Source organism: Brevibacterium sp. LAARM2_SD2 (assembly GCF_057364785.1).
Genome location: NZ_JBNFOM010000010.1, coordinates 46,207 through 62,816 on the forward strand (window position 1 = coordinate 46,207; position 16,610 = coordinate 62,816).

16 protein-coding genes and 1 pseudogene are annotated in these 16,610 nt (G+C 63.8%); 3 read left to right on the forward strand and 14 right to left on the reverse strand.

Annotated elements, in window-relative coordinates; all coding sequences use genetic code 11:
* Positions 1–170 precede the first annotated feature (170 nt).
* From AC2W7K_RS08275 to AC2W7K_RS08295, 5 genes are all read right to left on the reverse strand, one after another.
* Complete coding sequence (locus AC2W7K_RS08275) at positions 171–524, reverse strand: DUF1801 domain-containing protein (RefSeq protein WP_232623556.1); 354 nt, start codon at positions 522–524, stop codon at positions 171–173.
* Between the two features lie 965 nt (positions 525–1,489).
* The gene (locus tag AC2W7K_RS08280) at positions 1,490–1,948 is read right to left on the reverse strand and encodes a VOC family protein (RefSeq protein WP_198498451.1); all 459 of its coding nucleotides are present in this window, start codon (positions 1,946–1,948) and stop codon (positions 1,490–1,492) included.
* Complete coding sequence (locus AC2W7K_RS08285; protein WP_198498450.1) at positions 1,948–2,250, reverse strand: HigA family addiction module antitoxin; 303 nt, start codon at positions 2,248–2,250, stop codon at positions 1,948–1,950. Before AC2W7K_RS08285 ends, AC2W7K_RS08280 begins: the two co-directional genes overlap by 1 nt.
* Positions 2,237–2,518: a type II toxin-antitoxin system RelE/ParE family toxin gene (locus AC2W7K_RS08290; RefSeq protein ID WP_198498449.1), complete on the reverse strand. Its 282-nt coding sequence runs from the start codon at positions 2,516–2,518 to the stop codon at positions 2,237–2,239. The genes AC2W7K_RS08285 and AC2W7K_RS08290 overlap by 14 nt, the downstream gene beginning before the upstream one ends.
* 106 nt (positions 2,519–2,624) lie before the next feature.
* Complete coding sequence (locus AC2W7K_RS08295) at positions 2,625–3,506, reverse strand: helix-turn-helix transcriptional regulator (RefSeq protein WP_198498448.1); 882 nt, start codon at positions 3,504–3,506, stop codon at positions 2,625–2,627.
* Positions 3,507–3,642: 136 nt separating this feature from the next.
* Here AC2W7K_RS08295 and AC2W7K_RS08300 point away from each other — a divergent pair, with 136 nt between their 5' ends.
* Positions 3,643–4,887: an MFS transporter gene (locus AC2W7K_RS08300; RefSeq protein WP_198498447.1), complete on the forward strand. Its 1,245-nt coding sequence runs from the start codon at positions 3,643–3,645 to the stop codon at positions 4,885–4,887.
* 34 nt (positions 4,888–4,921) lie between these two features.
* The gene (locus AC2W7K_RS08305; RefSeq protein WP_198498446.1) at positions 4,922–5,965 is read left to right on the forward strand and encodes a zinc-binding dehydrogenase; all 1,044 of its coding nucleotides are present in this window, start codon (positions 4,922–4,924) and stop codon (positions 5,963–5,965) included.
* A 598-nt stretch (positions 5,966–6,563) separates the two neighbouring features.
* On the opposite strand, the gene AC2W7K_RS08310 is transcribed toward AC2W7K_RS08305, so the two are convergent.
* The 8 genes and pseudogenes from AC2W7K_RS08310 to ychF form a co-directional block, all read right to left on the reverse strand.
* Positions 6,564–7,022, reverse strand: coding sequence for an NUDIX hydrolase (locus AC2W7K_RS08310; RefSeq protein ID WP_198498445.1), 459 nt, complete (start codon positions 7,020–7,022; stop codon positions 6,564–6,566).
* A 182-nt stretch (positions 7,023–7,204) separates the two neighbouring features.
* Positions 7,205–8,032, reverse strand: a complete 828-nt coding sequence (locus AC2W7K_RS08315) for a hypothetical protein (RefSeq protein ID WP_198498444.1) — start codon at positions 8,030–8,032, stop codon at positions 7,205–7,207.
* Between the two features lie 148 nt (positions 8,033–8,180).
* Complete coding sequence (locus AC2W7K_RS08320) at positions 8,181–8,852, reverse strand: ImmA/IrrE family metallo-endopeptidase (RefSeq protein WP_486006008.1); 672 nt, start codon at positions 8,850–8,852, stop codon at positions 8,181–8,183.
* Between the two features lie 224 nt (positions 8,853–9,076).
* Positions 9,077–9,385: pseudogene (locus AC2W7K_RS08325) on the reverse strand (helix-turn-helix domain-containing protein); the annotation flags it as partial.
* Positions 9,291–9,992 (reverse strand): hypothetical protein, encoded by a 702-nt coding sequence (locus AC2W7K_RS08330; protein ID WP_198498442.1) that lies wholly within the window; start codon positions 9,990–9,992, stop codon positions 9,291–9,293. The gene AC2W7K_RS08330 and the pseudogene AC2W7K_RS08325, both read right to left, overlap by 95 nt.
* A 96-nt stretch (positions 9,993–10,088) precedes the next feature.
* On the reverse strand, positions 10,089–10,862 hold the full coding sequence (locus AC2W7K_RS08335) for an Abi family protein (protein WP_232623554.1): 774 nt from the start codon (positions 10,860–10,862) through the stop codon (positions 10,089–10,091).
* Positions 10,863–11,671: 809 nt separating this feature from the next.
* On the reverse strand, positions 11,672–12,568 hold the full coding sequence (locus AC2W7K_RS08340; RefSeq protein ID WP_486005997.1) for a hypothetical protein: 897 nt from the start codon (positions 12,566–12,568) through the stop codon (positions 11,672–11,674).
* Between the two features lie 525 nt (positions 12,569–13,093).
* Positions 13,094–14,179, reverse strand: coding sequence for a redox-regulated ATPase YchF (gene ychF / locus AC2W7K_RS08345; RefSeq protein WP_486005998.1), 1,086 nt, complete (start codon positions 14,177–14,179; stop codon positions 13,094–13,096).
* A 73-nt stretch (positions 14,180–14,252) separates the two neighbouring features.
* Between ychF and AC2W7K_RS08350 the strand changes: the two genes are divergently transcribed.
* A complete protein-coding gene (locus AC2W7K_RS08350) occupies positions 14,253–15,419 on the forward strand; it encodes a DNA recombination protein RmuC (RefSeq protein ID WP_198498428.1) in 1,167 nt (388 codons plus the stop codon).
* A gap of 114 nt (positions 15,420–15,533) precedes the next feature.
* Here the strand turns inward: AC2W7K_RS08350 and AC2W7K_RS08355 are convergent, their stop codons facing one another.
* On the reverse strand, positions 15,534–16,592 hold the full coding sequence (locus AC2W7K_RS08355; RefSeq protein ID WP_486006009.1) for a 4-hydroxy-3-methylbut-2-enyl diphosphate reductase: 1,059 nt from the start codon (positions 16,590–16,592) through the stop codon (positions 15,534–15,536).
* Positions 16,593–16,610: the final 18 nt, after the last annotated feature.

A 16,610-nucleotide genomic window follows, 5' to 3' on the forward strand; every position in this document is an offset into this window, starting at 1 on the left:
TCAGCCGCCGTTCGAGTCACCGCACTCTCCGACCCCGGTGCTGCATCCGAGGAAAGCCATATTGCCACATGCCCGTATCGGCTGACCAGGTCTGCTCAGGTGAACGCCGGCTCCGACCCGTGCTCTTCCCGGCGAGGGTCCATCGCCGGGAAGAGCGCCGTGCGATGCTGTCAGCCAGCTACTGAGCGAACGATTTCCGCGATCCGCTTCTCCGTGGCGGCATCGACGGTCTCGAAGTACCAAGCCGCAGGCATGAGCGAGCCGTCCCCACCACCGGCGGGGTGGAACGGAGCTTTCTCGGTGAGTGCGAGGTTCAGCCGTTCGTCGTTGCGCAGGGTGATCAGTGCCGGAGTGCTCGCGGAGGCGGCGTAAGCAGGCATCCCGTACCAGATCCGGGGTTTGAGCTCCGGTGCGGTCGCCACGATGAGGTCGTGCACCTGTCGCATGATCGAGCGCCTCGGCTCATCCATGCCTGCGATCTTGTCGATGACCTGGCTGAGGTTCTTCTCATCCTTCGATGACATGTCTTGTCCTTTCATCGGCCGATGTCGAGCATCGGCGGGCAGCAGTCGGCGCGGTGACGCGCCGCACCCCATCCGGACTTGTCCTGAGGAATTCAAGTCTCTCCGCGATGATTCACGTGGTCCTCACGTGGAAGTGCAGGAGGTGACGCTGAGCGTCACCGAGTTCAGTCTAATCGACGTTCACCATCTGGTGCCCACGGGCCGCAGCACAGTGAGCGTCTCATCAGCCAGGTCTCTCCGGCCTCGACTCAGTAGACCCGACCGCTCCCAGTCAAGGGGACATGCTCAAGAAGCGATGAGGAGTGCACAGAAAACGGTTGCGTCGGAATCGGCAAGGAAACGTGCGCTCCCGGTCGGGCATCGCGCCGGTCAACGATGACCGTCACGCGTCTCAGGCGACCGATTCACCTCCGTCGGGTGTCTCGGTTCACTCAGGGCGACGTCGGGCTCGATGCCACAGCAGTCCTCCGGTGACGGTTGCCACGACAGCGAGAAGCACAGCCGTGATGGCAAGAACGATGTGGTACGTCTCAACCCAGGGCGCATACGGCTGCGAATCTGACCAATCCAACCCCACGCGGACGACGAGAAGTGCGATCGCCCACCCGGAAATGGTGATGCTGACGGCGACAAGTCGGCGCACATTCCTCTCGCGATTGGATGTCATCGTCATTCGATCCCTTCGGAGCGATGGATGGTCGGGCCGAATATCGGCTCACCATCATCGCATTCATAGGCGTGCTTGAGGGATGTGCTTGTGCCGACGGATCCGCGCCCGATGGCAAGCGAACGTGTTGCCCGCTTGCCACTGCAAATGCCAGCGGAGTGTGAGTGTCACAGCCTGCGGATGACCACACCGACATGCACGGAAGCCCGGAGCACAGTCCCGTTTCCTCGGCATTGGGCAGTCTCGCGGTGCCCTCGGCATGCAAGAGCTTTCGCTTGTCAATGACGCCAGACGACCCTCAGACTTGATGGTCTTCGAACTGTGATTCGTCGGATACCGAAGTACCCGGGTACGTCCGTTGCTGTTCTGTCGGCACAAGGTCCTCGTAGTAGCCGAGCTGATTGCCCCATGGATCGGCAAAGTTGAGAAAGGCGACCACATCCGGCAACCGAGACGGAACTGAATGCGCAATGCCGCACTCGTCCAAGAGCACGACAGCTGCCGCAAGATCGCGCACACGGAACCGCACTCGGTTTCCCAGAGCGGATGCCGGCGACCGGCCCGCCACCTGGAAAAAGCATTCCTGCCCGGCGATCGGTGCCCACTCAAGGAAGTCGTCGTGTGGTTCGAAGTCGGGATCTCGGCCGAAGAGACGGGCATAGAACGGCCGCGCCGATGCGACTTGATCAGCAGGTACGTAGACCTGCAGAGTGAAGCCGGACGTGTCGGGGGCGGAGTTCCTCGTCGCTTCGCCCATTACGCGACGCTCAATGGAGTGATCGAAGCGATCTGCTCCCCCGCGAGTTCTTCCGCACGGTCGAGCTCGTAGTGACTCTGCAGGTTGATCCAGAACTCCGCAGACGTGCCGAAGTACCTCGCGAGACGCAGTGCTGTGTCTGCGGTGATCCCGCGCTTGCCGTGCACGATCTCATTGATCCGCCTGGGAGGGACGCCGATCGACACGGCGAGTTTGTTCTGGGTGATACCGAATCCCTCGATGAAGTCCTCCATGAGGACCTCCCCTGGGTGGATCGGCTCGATCTTGTCAGTGGTAGTCAACAATCTCCACCTCCTCTGGTCCGGCGTCGGTCCACACGAAACAGATCCGCCACTGGTCGTTGATCCTGATGCTGTGCTGACCGGCCCGATCACCCTTGAGTGCCTCGAGCCGATTGCCGGGCGGGACACGGAGATCTTCGAGAGCCTCCGCAGAACCCAGCTGACGCAGCTTGCGCAACGCGACTCGGAGGATCCGCGGATCGATCGAGCGCACGCGTTCACGGTGCCACAGCCGCTCGGTCTCCTTGTCGCCGAACGGTCTGATCACGACTCCAGTGTATGACGGGTTCCGTCAATAACGCTAGACGTCAAACCGGATTTACCGAGTTCCGGCACATTCCAACCTCTGCAGCTTGGCGGACGCGCGTCAGCCGTCAGCGCGTCGTCGGGTGCGCTCCCTCGCTCGGAGCCGCCAAGCTCGACAGCAGCTTCAAGCTTTCCTCGTGCGGCGAGCCGGGTTCAGCCGTGTAGATCGACAGGTCATGCCTGGCGCGCTTGCCTGTGGGGAGACCGACTGACTGGTATGTCAATTCGATCTCGCCAACCTCGGGGTGCTGCAGGCGCTTAGTGCCTTCGTGTCGGATGCGGATGTCGTGGGAGGCCCAGTAGGCGGAGAACGCCTCACTTGCCGTGGACAGCTCGCCGATGAGCTCGCGCAGGATCTTATCGTAAGGATCGCGCCCGGCCTCGGCCCGCAGGAGCGCCACAGTTGCGGCGGCTCCTGACTCCCAGTCGATGAAGAAGTCCTTGGATCCTTCGTCGAGGAAGTGGTAGCGGGCGAAGTTCGCTGTCCCATCCATAGAGGTAGGGCTGGCGAACATCGGTGAGTGCAGAGCGCGGCCGAGGGCATTGGAGCCGATGACGTCGAGGCGTCCATTGCGCACGAAAGCGGCGGAGCCGGTGATCGAGTCGAGCATCCACTGCACCTGTGGCGCGATCGGGACGTCGCGGCGACGGACAGACCTCCGATGGGTGGGCTTGGCGGCGCGGGCGAGGTCGTTCAGGTAGGTGCGTTCGTCGTCATCGAGTCGCAGCGCTTCGGCGACCGCGTCGAGGACCTCGGCAGACACTTCGCCGATGTGGCCCTTCTCCAGGCGGGTGTACCACTCGGTACTCACCCCAGCGAGGACAGCGACCTCTTCGCGGCGCAGTCCCGGCACCCGCCGGCGAGTGCCGGTAGGAAGCCCGACCATATCGGGCGTCAGCTTCGCGCGGCGGCTGGCGAGGAAGCCTTTGATGTCGTCGCGATTGTCCATGGTTCAAGAGTAGAAGGATTCCCATGCGCGAAAGGGGTCGATCTTCTACCCCCTATGAACTCGACCTTCCCCGCCTGCGCGAACGGATGCCAAATGGATATCGAGCAAACATCGTCCAACCGTCAACGAGGTATCCATGCACAACGAAGCCGCCACGGCTTTCATCCCGACGCAAACCGCACCCAGTGACGACACGCCCAAACTCCGCCTTCCGCTCGTCGTCTACGTCCTGGCGCTGGGCACGTTCCTGATGCTCACGACCGAGTTCGTGATCGCGGGCATCCTGCCCGAGATCGCCGGCGACCTGGACATCTCGCTCGGCCAAGCCGGGTCATTGATCACAGTGTTCGCAACCGGCATGGTCATCGGCGCACCGCTGCTGACTATGGTGACAATGCGGCTGTCGAAGAAGCTCACGCTCCTCATCGCACTGATCGTGTTCGTCGCCGGGCATCTGGTCGTCGCGCTCGCCGAGGACCTCACAGTCCTCACCGGCGCGCGCTTCGTCACCGCACTCGCCACCGGCGCCTTCTGGGCCGTCTCCGCAGTCGTGGCCTCGAACGTCGTCGGCTCGTCGTTGAAGTCCTCCGCGGTGGGAGTCGTCGCCGCCGGAGGGTCGCTGGCCACAGTGCTCGGTGTCCCGATCGGAGCCTACCTCGCCCAACATGTGGGCTGGCGGGGCACCTTCTGGACGCTCGGGATCGCCGCGACGGTCGCCGTGGTGTTCGTCGCCCGGCTGGTCCCGGCGGACGACTCACATCTCCAGGGGTCTTCAATGCTGTCCGGGCTCGCGGACCTGCGAACACCGCGCCTCTGGCTGGTGTTGGCCGCCTGCCTGACCACCACGGGCGGCGTGCTCGCCACGTACTCGTTCATCGCACCGATTCTCACCATCCAGGCCGGAGTTTCTGCTGGTCTCGTGCCGCTGGTGCTGGCAGGTTTCGGCATCTGCTCCTTCCTCGGCACCCTGCTCGGCGGACGACTGGGCGACAAGCATGCCCACGCCGTGACGATCGCGGCCCCCGCGCTGACGACGCTCCTGCTGCTGGCGATGCCCCTGCTGCCTGGGTCGACCTGGACCACCGTCGTGCTCGTCGTGCTGCTGGGGGCATTCGGACTCAGCGCCAACAGTGTGCTCATCCACCTCGCCGTCGGCTACGCCGGCCGCGCGGCCACTCTCGGCTCAGGACTCGCTGTCGCAGCATTCAACGCCGGTACCGCCATCGGCACCACCATCGCCGGAGCCACCCTGACCACTTCGCTGGGCCTGTCCGGTCCCCCGGTCGTGGGCACGGTGATCGTCGCGCTGTCCCTGATTCCGGCATTCGTCCTCGCGGTCATGACACGCAGAAGCATCGCCGAGCCAACCCGGTCCGTTTGACCACTCAACATCACCCCACGAAGGAGAACACACCATGCGCGCAACGCTCATGTACAAAGCAGGCGACGTCCGGATCGAGGATGTCCCCGACTCGATCATCAAGCATCCGACAGACGCTCTGGTGCGTGTCACCGCGTCCTGCATCTGTGGCTCAGACCTGCACCCCTACCACCAGATGACCCATGAGAACGGCCCTGCCCGCATGGGCCACGAGCTCATCGGCGTAATCGAAGATCTCGGCAGCGAGGTCACCACTCTGAAGAAGGGCGATTTGGTCGTCTCCCCGTTCGCTATCTCGGACAACGTGTGCGAGTTCTGCCGTGAGAGTCTCCAGACCTCCTGCATCCACCACGAGGCGACTTTCCTCGACGGCATCGCCGACGAGGGCGGCCAGGCCGAAGCCATCCGCATTCCGCTCGCGGACGGCACCCTGGTGAAGCTGCCCGTCGCCGAAGGCTCAGCGCTCGTCCCCTCGCTGCTGACCCTGGCCGACGTGCTCGGCACCGGTCACCACGCCGCGAAGATGGCCGGAGTCACGCCCGGTCAGCGCGTGACGGTGATCGGCGACGGCGCGGTCGGCCTCATGGCAGTACTGTCCGCCAAGCGACTCGGCGCAGAACAGATCATCCTGATGGGTCGTCACACTGGCCGCACTAGCCTCGGACGCGAGTTCGGGGCCACCGACATCGTCGCCGAGCGCGGCGAGGAGGGCATCGCGAAGGTCCGAGACCTCACCGCCGGCCACGGCGCCCACGCCGTGCTCGAGGCCGTCGGCCATTTGCCGGCTTACGAGCAGGCGCTCGGCGTCGTCCGCCCAGGCGGTGTGATCAGCCGAGTCGGTGTCCCGCAGTACGAAAACGCCCCGATCGGATTCGGCAGCTTGTTCCGGCACAACATCCGCCTCGCCGGCGGACCCGCTCCGGTCCGCGCTTACATCGAGGAACTCATGCCTGACATCCTCGACGGCACCATCGTCCCCGGCAAGGTCTTCGATGTCGAGACGGATCTCGACGGTGTCCCGGGCGGATACCGAGACATGGACGAGCGACGGAGTCTGAAGGTCCTTGTCCGTCCGTAACCCTGTGAGCGGCGTTGGAGATGCACTGCCGAGCTCCTGGTCACCGACTACTACCGGTTCTGGGATGCTTTCGCCGCGGAGTCTCAGTCTGACAGCGATCCAGACCTCGCTGTCACGATCGGGGAAACGATCTCCGTCGAGCATCCCTCCCCACCCATATTCGCCGTCCTGCGCAGCCACTTCCACTTGCCATCCGGATGCGACGCACGACCCGCCAAGAGCTCGGCAAAGGGTGACTGCGGTGATGGCCACGACAACTCAGCGACCCGAGCGATATTCTCTCCTGCCGGAATCGACGACTCGTCGACAACTCCGACCGACTGCCCTATCCGCAGGAGTGCCAACCACCCGCCCGGCCGAGACACGTCCTTGGTCTGGATCCCACGGACCCCAGCATCCTTTGAACGGCGGTGCTGTTTCGCACGAGCGGCAAGCCGGGCCTTGCCAGACTTGTCCAGCCCGCGGTCGACGATCCACGACATCGCACTGCCCTCCCCCGAAAGATGGCACCAATGCCAGCCACGATGAGCCGGCAGCACAGGATTTCCGTAAGCAATCAGGCCGCACAAGGTCGACCTTCGACCTCGCAGGGAGGGTCCTAGACGAGCTCTGCTGCTCTCTCAATGAGGTCAGGCAGATCCTCGGGAAAGTAGGTCACGTCAGCAACTCTCAAATCCTCAGCCGACCACCAACGTGACCGAGTCACCGCCGTTCGTTCCAAGTCCGTCCAGCCATCGCAGTTCAGTTTCGATGGGGCGGGAACTCTTGCCGCAAAGAAGTGCTCGATCTGATGGAGAGGTTCGCCGTGATCGAGAAAATCAAAGGCCCTGCGGTGGAAGGGGCCGACGATCGCAATCTCAGTCATGGCGGTCTCTTCCGCCAACTCTCTTTCAGCAGCGTGCAGAAGTGATTCGCCCACATCGACGCCACCGCCTACCGTGAACCAGAAGCGCACAGAGTCGCTCCTGTCAGAAAGATCCCGACCTTCGAAAAGCAGCACTCGGTCCGAATGGTCGAGAACGATCACTCGGGCAGCAACACGGGATGGGATGACCATGACAACAGACCCTATTCCATCCGACGCTACAATCTGCTCGAGTCGTCTCCTGAATGATCACCTGCACCGAAGCTCGAAAGCCCTAACCTCGCAGCGAGAGTCCGAGGCGTTCGAACTTCTGATCGAGGTCGATCGGTCACAGGTTGAACCGGAACTCCACCACGTCGCCACGGTTAGGAACGTCAGGTTCGGACTGTCGCCCTCGTCTCCCGGGCGTTTCCCGAGGCGTCGGTCCACGTGACCACACAATCGACCGCATCCGGCGACCCCGCGGCGAGCAACAGGGGAAACCGCGCTTCCTGGCCGGGCGGGATGGTTCCGAGTGGACCGTCCTCACGATGCACGCGGAACAGCGCGTTCTCCGGCAGGTCCACGAACTCGAAGTCGACGTCGGCGGCTGGCCCGCGGGAAGTGTTGTGGAGCACGAGTGACCAGTTCCGCTTGGTGTTGACGCGACCCTTGCTGTCGGTCTTCACGCTCTCGCGCACCTCGGCGCGCGGCCAAACGCCTTCAGAGGGGTCCGGCCCCTCCGGCGGTGCGTCCTTCATGGACTCGACCGACTGCTGGAACTGCGCCGTCGCTCGACTGAGGAAGTTGTTGAGGTGACCGATGAGTGCCCCGTCGTTGCCGTACTCGAAGACGAGGGCCGACTTACGTAGCTCGTCCAGGTAGGCATTGAGCCGCCGGCGCTCGTCGAGCGCCGCGCCGCTCAAAGGCGGGCGTGGAGCCGAGTTCACGAGGACCGCCACCGACTTCCCCGCCTCGACGAGGACCTTGATCTCCTCGGCCGTGCCCGACTCGGCCTCGCCAGTCGGCGTCCCGAGGCGATCCTGGAAGAGCGCCACCGCGAGATCGGTCCCCTCAACGATCTGATGGTTGAGGATCTCCTGCGGCCGCTCGCCGAACTCGGCGACGGCGTGCTCGGTCCAGGACACGGGCAGAACCGTCAGGCCGACATGGCGGCCGAGGTTCAGATTCCACTGGCTGATCGTCTTGCGGATGACAGCCATGTCCGCGAGCGGCACATCACCCGGTGCCGAGATGAGAAGGTGGAGAGCGAGCGTGGGATAAGCCATCGGTGAAGATCCTTCTTCGTCAGTAGTGAGCGGCGCGGTCGGCCTGTATCAGCCGGTCGCCGTCCCGGCAGGAACGAGGTCGTCAGTCGCCGCCGACGAGGCGCAGCACCGGGCGCTCGTCGATTTCCCCCAGCAGGTCGCGGACCTGAATAGGGCTGATCTTCAGCGATTGGGCGAGCACAGGCACGGGAGCACCGTGATCACCGGCAAGATCAGCGGCCTTCCGGAGCAGCTTCGGCACCTCTCCCGGATATGCGCTCGTCGGATCGGCCTTGGAGTCGTAGACGGCCGACAGGCGCTGGTAGGCCCGACGCGCAGAGGACTCGGTGGTGCGCCCTCGCTCGACCATTCTGCGGATCAACGAGGTCGGCGAGACGCCCCACTTCCTGCCGAGACGGTCTAGGGCAGCGAGGTCGAGCCGTTGCGGCAACGCCGCGTCCATGGACGACGCCGGGGTGAGGAACGCCGCAGCGAACTCGTCGGCCTCCTTCTCGACAGCCGCACTGTACTCTCCGAAGTCGGAGTGGAGCAGCAGGTGCCCGATCTCGTGCGCGATCGAGAACCGGTGTCTGAATACATTCTCCGTCCGGCGCGGCGTCGTGATGACGATCGGTCGGTCGACGATGACGACAGAAAAGGCATCGACGGCGTCGATCTCGGCGAGCGGGCGAACGGCGACCACGATGCCGTGAGACTCGGCCGTGGCAACCAGGTGTTTGATAGGGCCGTCGGGCAGGTCCCAGTGCTGGCGCAGGAGGGCCGCCGCCTCGGCGGGCGAGCTTCCTGGACGGACTTCTGGGAGGTCGCCCTCAGGAGCTTGACGTGCCGCTCAAGCGCGAACGTCAGCTCCCACACCAGCGTCGCCATCGCCAGCGCTTTCTGGCGATCGCTCACGCGGGCCGACCTCAGGCTGCGGAAGTGGGCGTTGACCGTGTCGATCCGCGCCAGTGGCCGGCCGACGTCGAAAAAGCCGGGTCGGACGTCCAGGGCCTTCGCTAAACGGTCGAGGACGTCTGTCCGGGGAGAGTTGACACCCGCCTCGTACTGCCCGATCGCCGCGGCAGACACGCCCACCTCTGCGGCCAGGTCGGTCTTGGTCACCGAGCGACGGACGCGGGCCTGCGTCAGACGCGCCGGCTCGAAGCGGCCGTGCGTCTGCCCGGGGCCCGAGACATCGAACAGGCTCGGGGTGTCATCGCGCATCCGGATCGATGCCCTCCTGTTCGCGCGGCTCGATGACGGGCTCGACCGGGGTGCCACTAGCGAACGACTCCACCTCGGAGGCATCCGACTCGGCCGCGGGCTCCGCCTGCCAGATGGTCTCCTCGCCGCGGTAGCTGACCTCACCGCTGTCCCGGTCGAGTTCGGCAACGGCCCAGTCGATCGTCTGCAGTTGCCGCGGCGAGGAGTAGACCTTGACGAGCACGAGCGGCATCTTGCCGTCGACCGCGCTCATCACGGCCTCCAGATCAACCGCCTGCTCGGGTTCGAATGCGGGGCCCTGGCCCGTCGAGGCCATCAGGTCGGGGCCGAAGAGCGTCGGCTCCGGAATCGATGCATCGAAGCAGGAGATCTTCGTCGGGCTCGACGCGAAATCCACTGGATCACCGGAGGCAGGCACTCGCCACACGTACACAAGGCAACCGTTGACGATTGGCACCTTGTGACCGGCCGGAGCAAGCCGGTGCAGGTCGTGCCCTCTGCCGACGAACGCATCCTGCACGTCGATGAGAAGGTCCTGCCAGAGCGTCGAGTAGCCGCGACTGTTCCGCGTGTGTGCAGCCTGGTGGGCGTCGGCGGCATAACCGTGTCGGGTCCGCACTACGTCGACCGCGACTTCGCGGACGGTCGCCGCATATGGGCCGAACGCATCGGCGGGTGAATCTGGAATCACTCTGACCTCCTGAATCCGCGTCCGGAGCCGCGGATTCGGCCAGGACCACAACTTCAGTATGGCACGCGATTCGCGCACTTACACTTCAGGACGACGCTACGGCGTGTCGCGACCGTGGCCGCGAGGGCTCTGCGGCCGCACCAACCCCTGCCAGAACGCGGAGTCACGGGGGTGCTCGACCAAGAGCCTGGGAAGCAGCGGATCGGCGACCTCGGCGCGGGACGCCATGTCATCGAGCGAGGCGATGATGTCAAGCACGGACCGAGGCTCGAACTGGCCTGCTTCCCTCTTGGCCTTCTTCCGCACGATGTTCGGGGTCGGCCCGGCGTCGAGGACCGAGCGGTGGCACAGCCTGCCGTGGTGGGCGCAGCGGTTGCGGAGGTAGACCAGGGCGCGCATTCGGTAGGCGAAGCCAGCCTTGGCGATTCCCGTGCTCGTCGCGACGGCGTCGGCGAGATCGCCGCCCGCGCCCCGCTCGATGGCCTTCGACAGCGTGCCGAACGACAAGGCTTCGACGGCCGACCAGTCCGGTAGCTTGCTGTAGTCGGCACGGTTGATGCCGGATTCACGATAGTGGAGGATGTGGCGGTCCTTGCTGCGATCGATATCGCGCAGGCATAACTCGACGGTCGGCTCGCGGTCACTGATGTCGGTGTGGAAGCCTGCCTCGAGATACCGCCCGTAGGCCCCGTGCTCGTCGGCGACGACGCGGGCGACGTGCGAGCGGAGCATGAGCTCGACCTGCGCGAGCGGCCGGACGAGAGCAATGCGTAGCTCCTCGTCAGCGTCGTAGACCGCGCGGATCTCGTCGAAGACGACGCCCTGACGGAAGTCGTCGTCGCCGACGTGGGAGCCTTCTGGAAGTAGCACGCATAGCCGGAGAACCGGTAGTATTTCGTGGCGGCAAGGAAGCGGGCACAGGCAACCTCGTCGTCGACGACGAGGCCCCGACTGACCAGGAGGGCGACTTGCTCGTCCCAGGACAGACTCGGCTTCACAGACATCCCGGAAAGAAAGAGGCCCCACCCATTTGAGCTTCTTCGAGAGGCTTGGGAGGGGGTCGTTTGCCTTCATTGTTAGCGGACACCGACGACGAGTCGGCGGGGTGGTCGTCTCCGACCACACGCGCCTCGGCCACCAGCAGACGTTAAAGCGCGAACCTCCACTCCACGACGTCGCCGCACATAGGGCAGTCTGATCACAGACGGTGAGACCGCCGAAGCTATCAGCCCGGGCCACTTCCGAATATCACGTCTGGCCCTCGTATCCATGGAGCGCGAACAATGGCTCACCGTCGAAGTCCGTGCCGACGAGTCCTCTCGGTTTGAAGTCGACCAGGTTTGCTTCAAACAATTTGTTAGAGACGCACTGCTCGTTCTCGGTGCGGTGGCAGACCTGCTTCCTAGCCGACTCCGCAGTCTGCAGGCTGAGTATTTTCTCCAGTGCTGTCTCCCGGACTGGATTCGATCAATCCGTCCCTCTAGCGCCATCTCGCGAACCCGCTAGAAACGCGGATCGTCCGCTCCGGAGCCCTCCAGTGTCGCCATGGAATGACTTATGAGCAACCCCATCTTACGCACAAACGCGGGACAACACATCGCCTCGAGTTTTTACCGGAAGCCTGGCTGTTGGGGAATTGTGAACAGAAGCGTCCATGATTCTACTTTTTCGTCAGAAAACTAGGAAGCAAATTCGGGGAACAGCTCGAGTTGCACGGGAGAACCTTGTTGATGCCACTTGAAACCTCTGCCATTGTCCGCCCCGTCCGAGTAAAGGATCCCGGATATCTTCAGCCCTTCTGCCGATCGAAAGGCTTTGCAAATGCAGACTCCGGCAAGCGCCATGCGCAGATGAGCCTCTTCGGGCCTTAAGGTGACATTCAATGCGCCCGGTAGCTCCACTGAGGGATAAATCCAACCGTGGTGGATCTCAGGGGGAAGGTCGTAGTTGTATTTTGCGATCAGTTCTGATAGCTGATACTGCGCGCCGTCCTTAGTGCGAGCTTTGCGGGAGAACTGTCGCCCAAAGAACCCTGATATCACTTCAGCACCAAGATATGCCGAATCGGAGAGATGCTCTAGCGGAACTGGCAATCCGATTGCCGTGAGCTTCAGTTCGTCGAAAGTCTGATATTTCATGAGCGAGAAGTACTCATTGTCGCCAACGCGGATTTCATCGGGAACAGCCAGTGGGTTGTCGTAGCTGGTGTAGAGTAGCGACTCCCCCACCTTGTTAAGACGTCCCGCTGACTTAACATTCAAGGGCGGCGCTTCCCACGCATCGGCAATTGAGTTCATGTCCCGTAACGGCAAAATGTGATCGTCCGCGTCCAGGGCGCGTCCACGCCACAGCAAAGTTCCTGGCGTGATCAACCGGGAGTCAGTCGGAAGCATGGCGTAAGTGGACGAACACCTGGTCTCTGCCAGAGAAATCACGAACATCAGCTCGGAATACACCTCTTCAGGTGTCATCACCGAAAGGTCTAATCGTTCAAACTCGGCTTCGCGAGCCCGGATGCGATCCGGGTTTACCTGCGCAAAGTACTCGTCCAAACCATGCGGGTCGCTGACCATCATGAGCCCCCCGACGTCCAGGAGCCATCAGCCCAACAACGGCGCGGTGCGACCGGAACTTTCATCATCGAGAAATCTTTACCATCTGCTGTGCAGCTTGAAGTGCTTCTCGAAGCTCATTGATCCGCTCCGATGGTATGTCCCATCGCTCCAAGTCCAGAACTTCTCCTATACGCGAGTCAAGTTTCCTCACAACACCGAGTGCCGCTTTCGCGTCTACAGTGGCAGAGAAGTGACGATCGAAGAAGTCAGCGAACGCTCTTTCCGAGATTGGTTGCATTTGGTCCGAGGAGACACCAGGATAACCAAGGTTCACAGGACCAACACGCGTAGCCACCCACCGCTCAAACGCGACCTGCGCCTCTCGGACGAGTCGACGATCTTCTCGACGCTCCGCGACCCTGCCACCCACGATCTGAGATAGATAGCCGCCTAGGAGTGCCCCACCCAAGGCAAGGAGTGCCGTTACTATCTGCGTCCAATCCACAAGAGGCCCCTCAATAGTCGATGACTTATTACCGACGACACCTACACATTAAACCTAAATTCGACGACGTCCCCGTCGACCATGACGTAGTCCTTGCCTTCCATCCGCACCTTGCCGGCGGACTTCGCAGCGGCCATCGAGCCGGTGGCGTCGAGATCATCGAAGGAGACGACCTCGGCCTTGATGAAGCCCTTCTGGAAGTCGGTGTGGATGACTCCGGCCGCCTCGGGGGCAGTCGCACCCTTCGGGATCGTCCACGCGCGCGATTCCTTCGGCCCCGCGGTCAGATAGGTCTGGAGACCGAGCGTGTCGAACCCGACGCGGGCGAGCTGATCGAGTCCGCTCTCCTCCTGACCGGTCGACTCGAGCATCTCCCGCGCCTCGTCCTCGTCGAGCTCAGCGAGCTCGGACTCGAACTTCGCATCGAGGAAGATCGCCTCGACCGGGGCCACCAGCGCCCGCATCTCGTCCTTCTTCGCCTCATCGCCGAGCACCTCGTCGTCGACATTGAAGACGTAGAGGAACGGCTTCGTCGTCATCAGCTGCAGCTCCCGCAGCGGCGAGACGTCGAAATTGTCCGTGTGCATCGCCTGGTAGAGCGTGCGTCCGCTCTCGAGGATCGCCGTGGCGGCATCCATCGCCGTGAGCAGCTCGGCCGGCGCCCGCTTGCCCTTGACGTCCTTCTCGATCCGCGGGCGCGCCTTCTCCAGGGTCTGGAGGTCGGCGAGGATGAGCTCGGTGTTGATCGTGTCGATGTCATCGGCCGGGCTGATCTTGCCGTCGACGTGGACGACATCGTCATCGACGAAACCGCGGATGACCTGGCAGATCGCATCGGCTTCGCGGATGTTCGCGAGGAACTGATTGCCCAGCCCCTCACCTTCGGAGGCACCGCGCACGATTCCGGCGATGTCGACGAAGTCGACGGTCGCGTTGAGGATCCGCTCCGACCCGAAGATCTCGGCCAGGCGCGTCAGCCGCGCATCCGGCAGGGGCACAACGCCCACATTCGGCTCGATCGTCGCGAACGGATAGTTCGCCGCGAGAACCTGGTTCTTGGTCAGTGCATTAAACATGGTCGACTTGCCGACATTGGGCAGTCCCACGATTCCGATTGTCAGTGCCACGGTAGTCAAGTCTATCCCGGCGCCGAGGCGGTCCCCGAATCCTCGTGTCCGTGCCGTCTGTCACCCTGAAGTCATGAATGCATTTCCCGCCGCCGGCGTCATCGCCGCCTTCTTCCTGGCGATCGTCCTCAGCGCTGCCCTCGGGTTCCTCCTCGGCCGCGCCCTCACCCGCTCCCGCTACGTCGAACGCCTGACCCGCGCGGAGACGACCTCCCAGATCCTCTCCACCCGGACCGAGGACCTCGAAGCCGACGCCCAGATGGCCGGCGAGATCACCGCGGCCATCGGTCCCCTCGCCGCCAGCGTCCGGCAGCTGCACGAGAGCGTCCGCACTCAGGACAGGGCTCAGGTCGAGCAGATCACGCGGCTCAACGCCCAGATCTCGCACTTGAGCCAGCAGAATCTGCGGCTGCAGGAATCGACCGGGTCGCTCGCGAATGCCCTGAACTCCACGACGCAGCGCGGAGGTTGGGGCGAGGTGCAGCTGCGGCGCATCGTCGAATACGCCGGACTCCTCCCCCACGTCGACTTCGATGCGCAGGTCAGCGTCGACCGCGATGGACAGCGCCACCGTCCCGACATGGTCGTGCATCTGCCCGGCGGGGGCACCATCGTCATCGATGCGAAGACCCCGCTGTCGGCGCGGATCGGCGAGGGAGAGGAGGCCGACGGCAGTCATGCTCGCGCGCTCCTGCGCCATGTCGATGCGCTCGCGTCGAAGGAGTACTGGAAGGCGTTCGAGGCCGCACCGGACTTCGTCGTGTGCTTCGTCCCCACCGACGGTCTGCTCTCCGCCGCGGCCGCGACCTATCCGAAGATGATCGATCATGCCCTGGGCAAGAACGTCGTCCTCACCTCTCCTGCCACGCTCCTCGTCCTGCTCAAGACCGTCGCGCTCAATTGGCGGCAGGCGGAGATGAGCACGTCGGCGGCCGAGGTCCTGCGTCTCGGCACGGAACTCTACGAACGCGTCGGCACGCTCGTCTCGCATGTGTCGAAGATGGGGTCGAGCCTCGACCGCTCCGTCGAGGACTACAACCGGTTCGTCTCCTCGTTCGAGTCGCGCTTCCTCGTCACGGCCCGGAAGTTCCCGTCGACGGGCATCGTCAGCGAGGAACTCGACGCAGTCGCCGAACTCGACTCCCGCGCGCGTGGGGTCAGTGCTGCCGAACTCTCACGCCCGAGCTTCGGCACAGACGACCCGACACAATTGAGAAGGAGGCACACCGGCACCGACTGAAACGAGCAGACAATTGCGCGATTCGTCCGATCAGCGCGACCGGTGAGGGGCGAACAGCTCACGCGACCGGCTAAGGGTCGAGCGGCTCACGCGCCTAAGGTGGGGCCGAACAGCTCAGATGATGTCGTGCTGACGGTCAGCGCCGTCGCGCTTGTTCGACGTCTTCTTGCCAGCCGCCTTGAGGTCCTTGCGCAGTTCCCGCGGCAGCGAGAACATGAGATCCTCTTCGGCGGTCACGACTTCCTCGACCGACGCGAAGCCGTAGTCAGCGAGAAGTCCGAGCAGCTCCTGCACGAGTCCGTCGGGGACACTCGCACCCGAGGTGACGCCGACGGTGGCGACGTCGTGGAACCACGTCTCGTCGACCTCCCGGGCGAAGTCGATGCGGTGAGCCGCCTTCGCGCCGTGCTCAAGAGCGACCTCGACGAGGCGCACCGAGTTCGATGAGTTCGCCGACCCGACAACGAGCACGAGATCGGCCTGCGGGGCGATCTTCTTCACCGCGACCTGACGGTTCTGCGTGGCGTAGCAGATGTCATCGCTCGGCGGATCCTGCAGCTGCGGGAAGCGCTGACGGAGGATGTCGACGGTCGCCATGGTCTCGTCGACGCTCAGCGTCGTCTGCGAGATCCACACGAGGTTCTCGGAGTCCTCGACCTCGACGGTCTTCGCTTCCTCGGGGTTCTGAATGAGCGTGATGTGGTCCGGGGCCTCGCCCATCGTGCCCTCGACCTCTTCGTGACCGGCATGGCCGACGAGGAGGATGCGATAGCCGTCGCGAGCGAACCGGACAGCCTCCCGGTGGACCTTCGTCACCAGCGGGCACGTCGCGTCGATCGTCGCCAGATCGCGGGCGGCCGCCTCGGCGTGCACGGCCGGGGAGACACCGTGAGCGGAGAACACGACCCGGGCGCCCTCGGGAACCTCATCGGTCTCATTGACGAAGATCGCGCCGCGCTCGGAGAGCGTTTCGACGACGTGCCGGTTGTGGACGATCTCCTTGCGCACGTAGATGGGGGCACCGTAGTGCTCGAGCGCGCGTTCGACCGCGATCACGGCGCGATCGACTCCGGCGCAGTAGCCGCGCGGAGCGGCGAGCAGCACCTTCTGGTCGCTGCCGGCCGGGGTCCGAATATCGTCCGGGGCGATGCGCTTGCGCGGGATCGTGGGCATGGGAACAGAAACGGCAGT

Coding starts and splice junctions, on each gene's coding strand:
- AC2W7K_RS08305 (WP_198498446.1), top strand. CDS start 4,922: ATGCGCGCAACGCTCATGTACAAAGCAGGCGACGTCCGGATCGAGGAT.
- AC2W7K_RS08280 (WP_198498451.1), bottom strand. CDS start 1,948: ATGGGCGAAGCGACGAGGAACTCCGCCCCCGACACGTCCGGCTTCACT.
- AC2W7K_RS08350 (WP_198498428.1), top strand. CDS start 14,253: ATGAATGCATTTCCCGCCGCCGGCGTCATCGCCGCCTTCTTCCTGGCG.
- AC2W7K_RS08295 (WP_198498448.1), bottom strand. CDS start 3,506: ATGGACAATCGCGACGACATCAAAGGCTTCCTCGCCAGCCGCCGCGCG.
- AC2W7K_RS08355 (WP_486006009.1), bottom strand. CDS start 16,592: ATGCCCACGATCCCGCGCAAGCGCATCGCCCCGGACGATATTCGGACC.
- AC2W7K_RS08300 (WP_198498447.1), top strand. CDS start 3,643: ATGCACAACGAAGCCGCCACGGCTTTCATCCCGACGCAAACCGCACCC.
- AC2W7K_RS08275 (WP_232623556.1), bottom strand. CDS start 524: ATGTCATCGAAGGATGAGAAGAACCTCAGCCAGGTCATCGACAAGATC.
- AC2W7K_RS08315 (WP_198498444.1), bottom strand. CDS start 8,032: ATGGCTGTCATCCGCAAGACGATCAGCCAGTGGAATCTGAACCTCGGC.
- AC2W7K_RS08340 (WP_486005997.1), bottom strand. CDS start 12,568: ATGATGGTCAGCGACCCGCATGGTTTGGACGAGTACTTTGCGCAGGTA.
- AC2W7K_RS08310 (WP_198498445.1), bottom strand. CDS start 7,022: ATGGTCATCCCATCCCGTGTTGCTGCCCGAGTGATCGTTCTCGACCAT.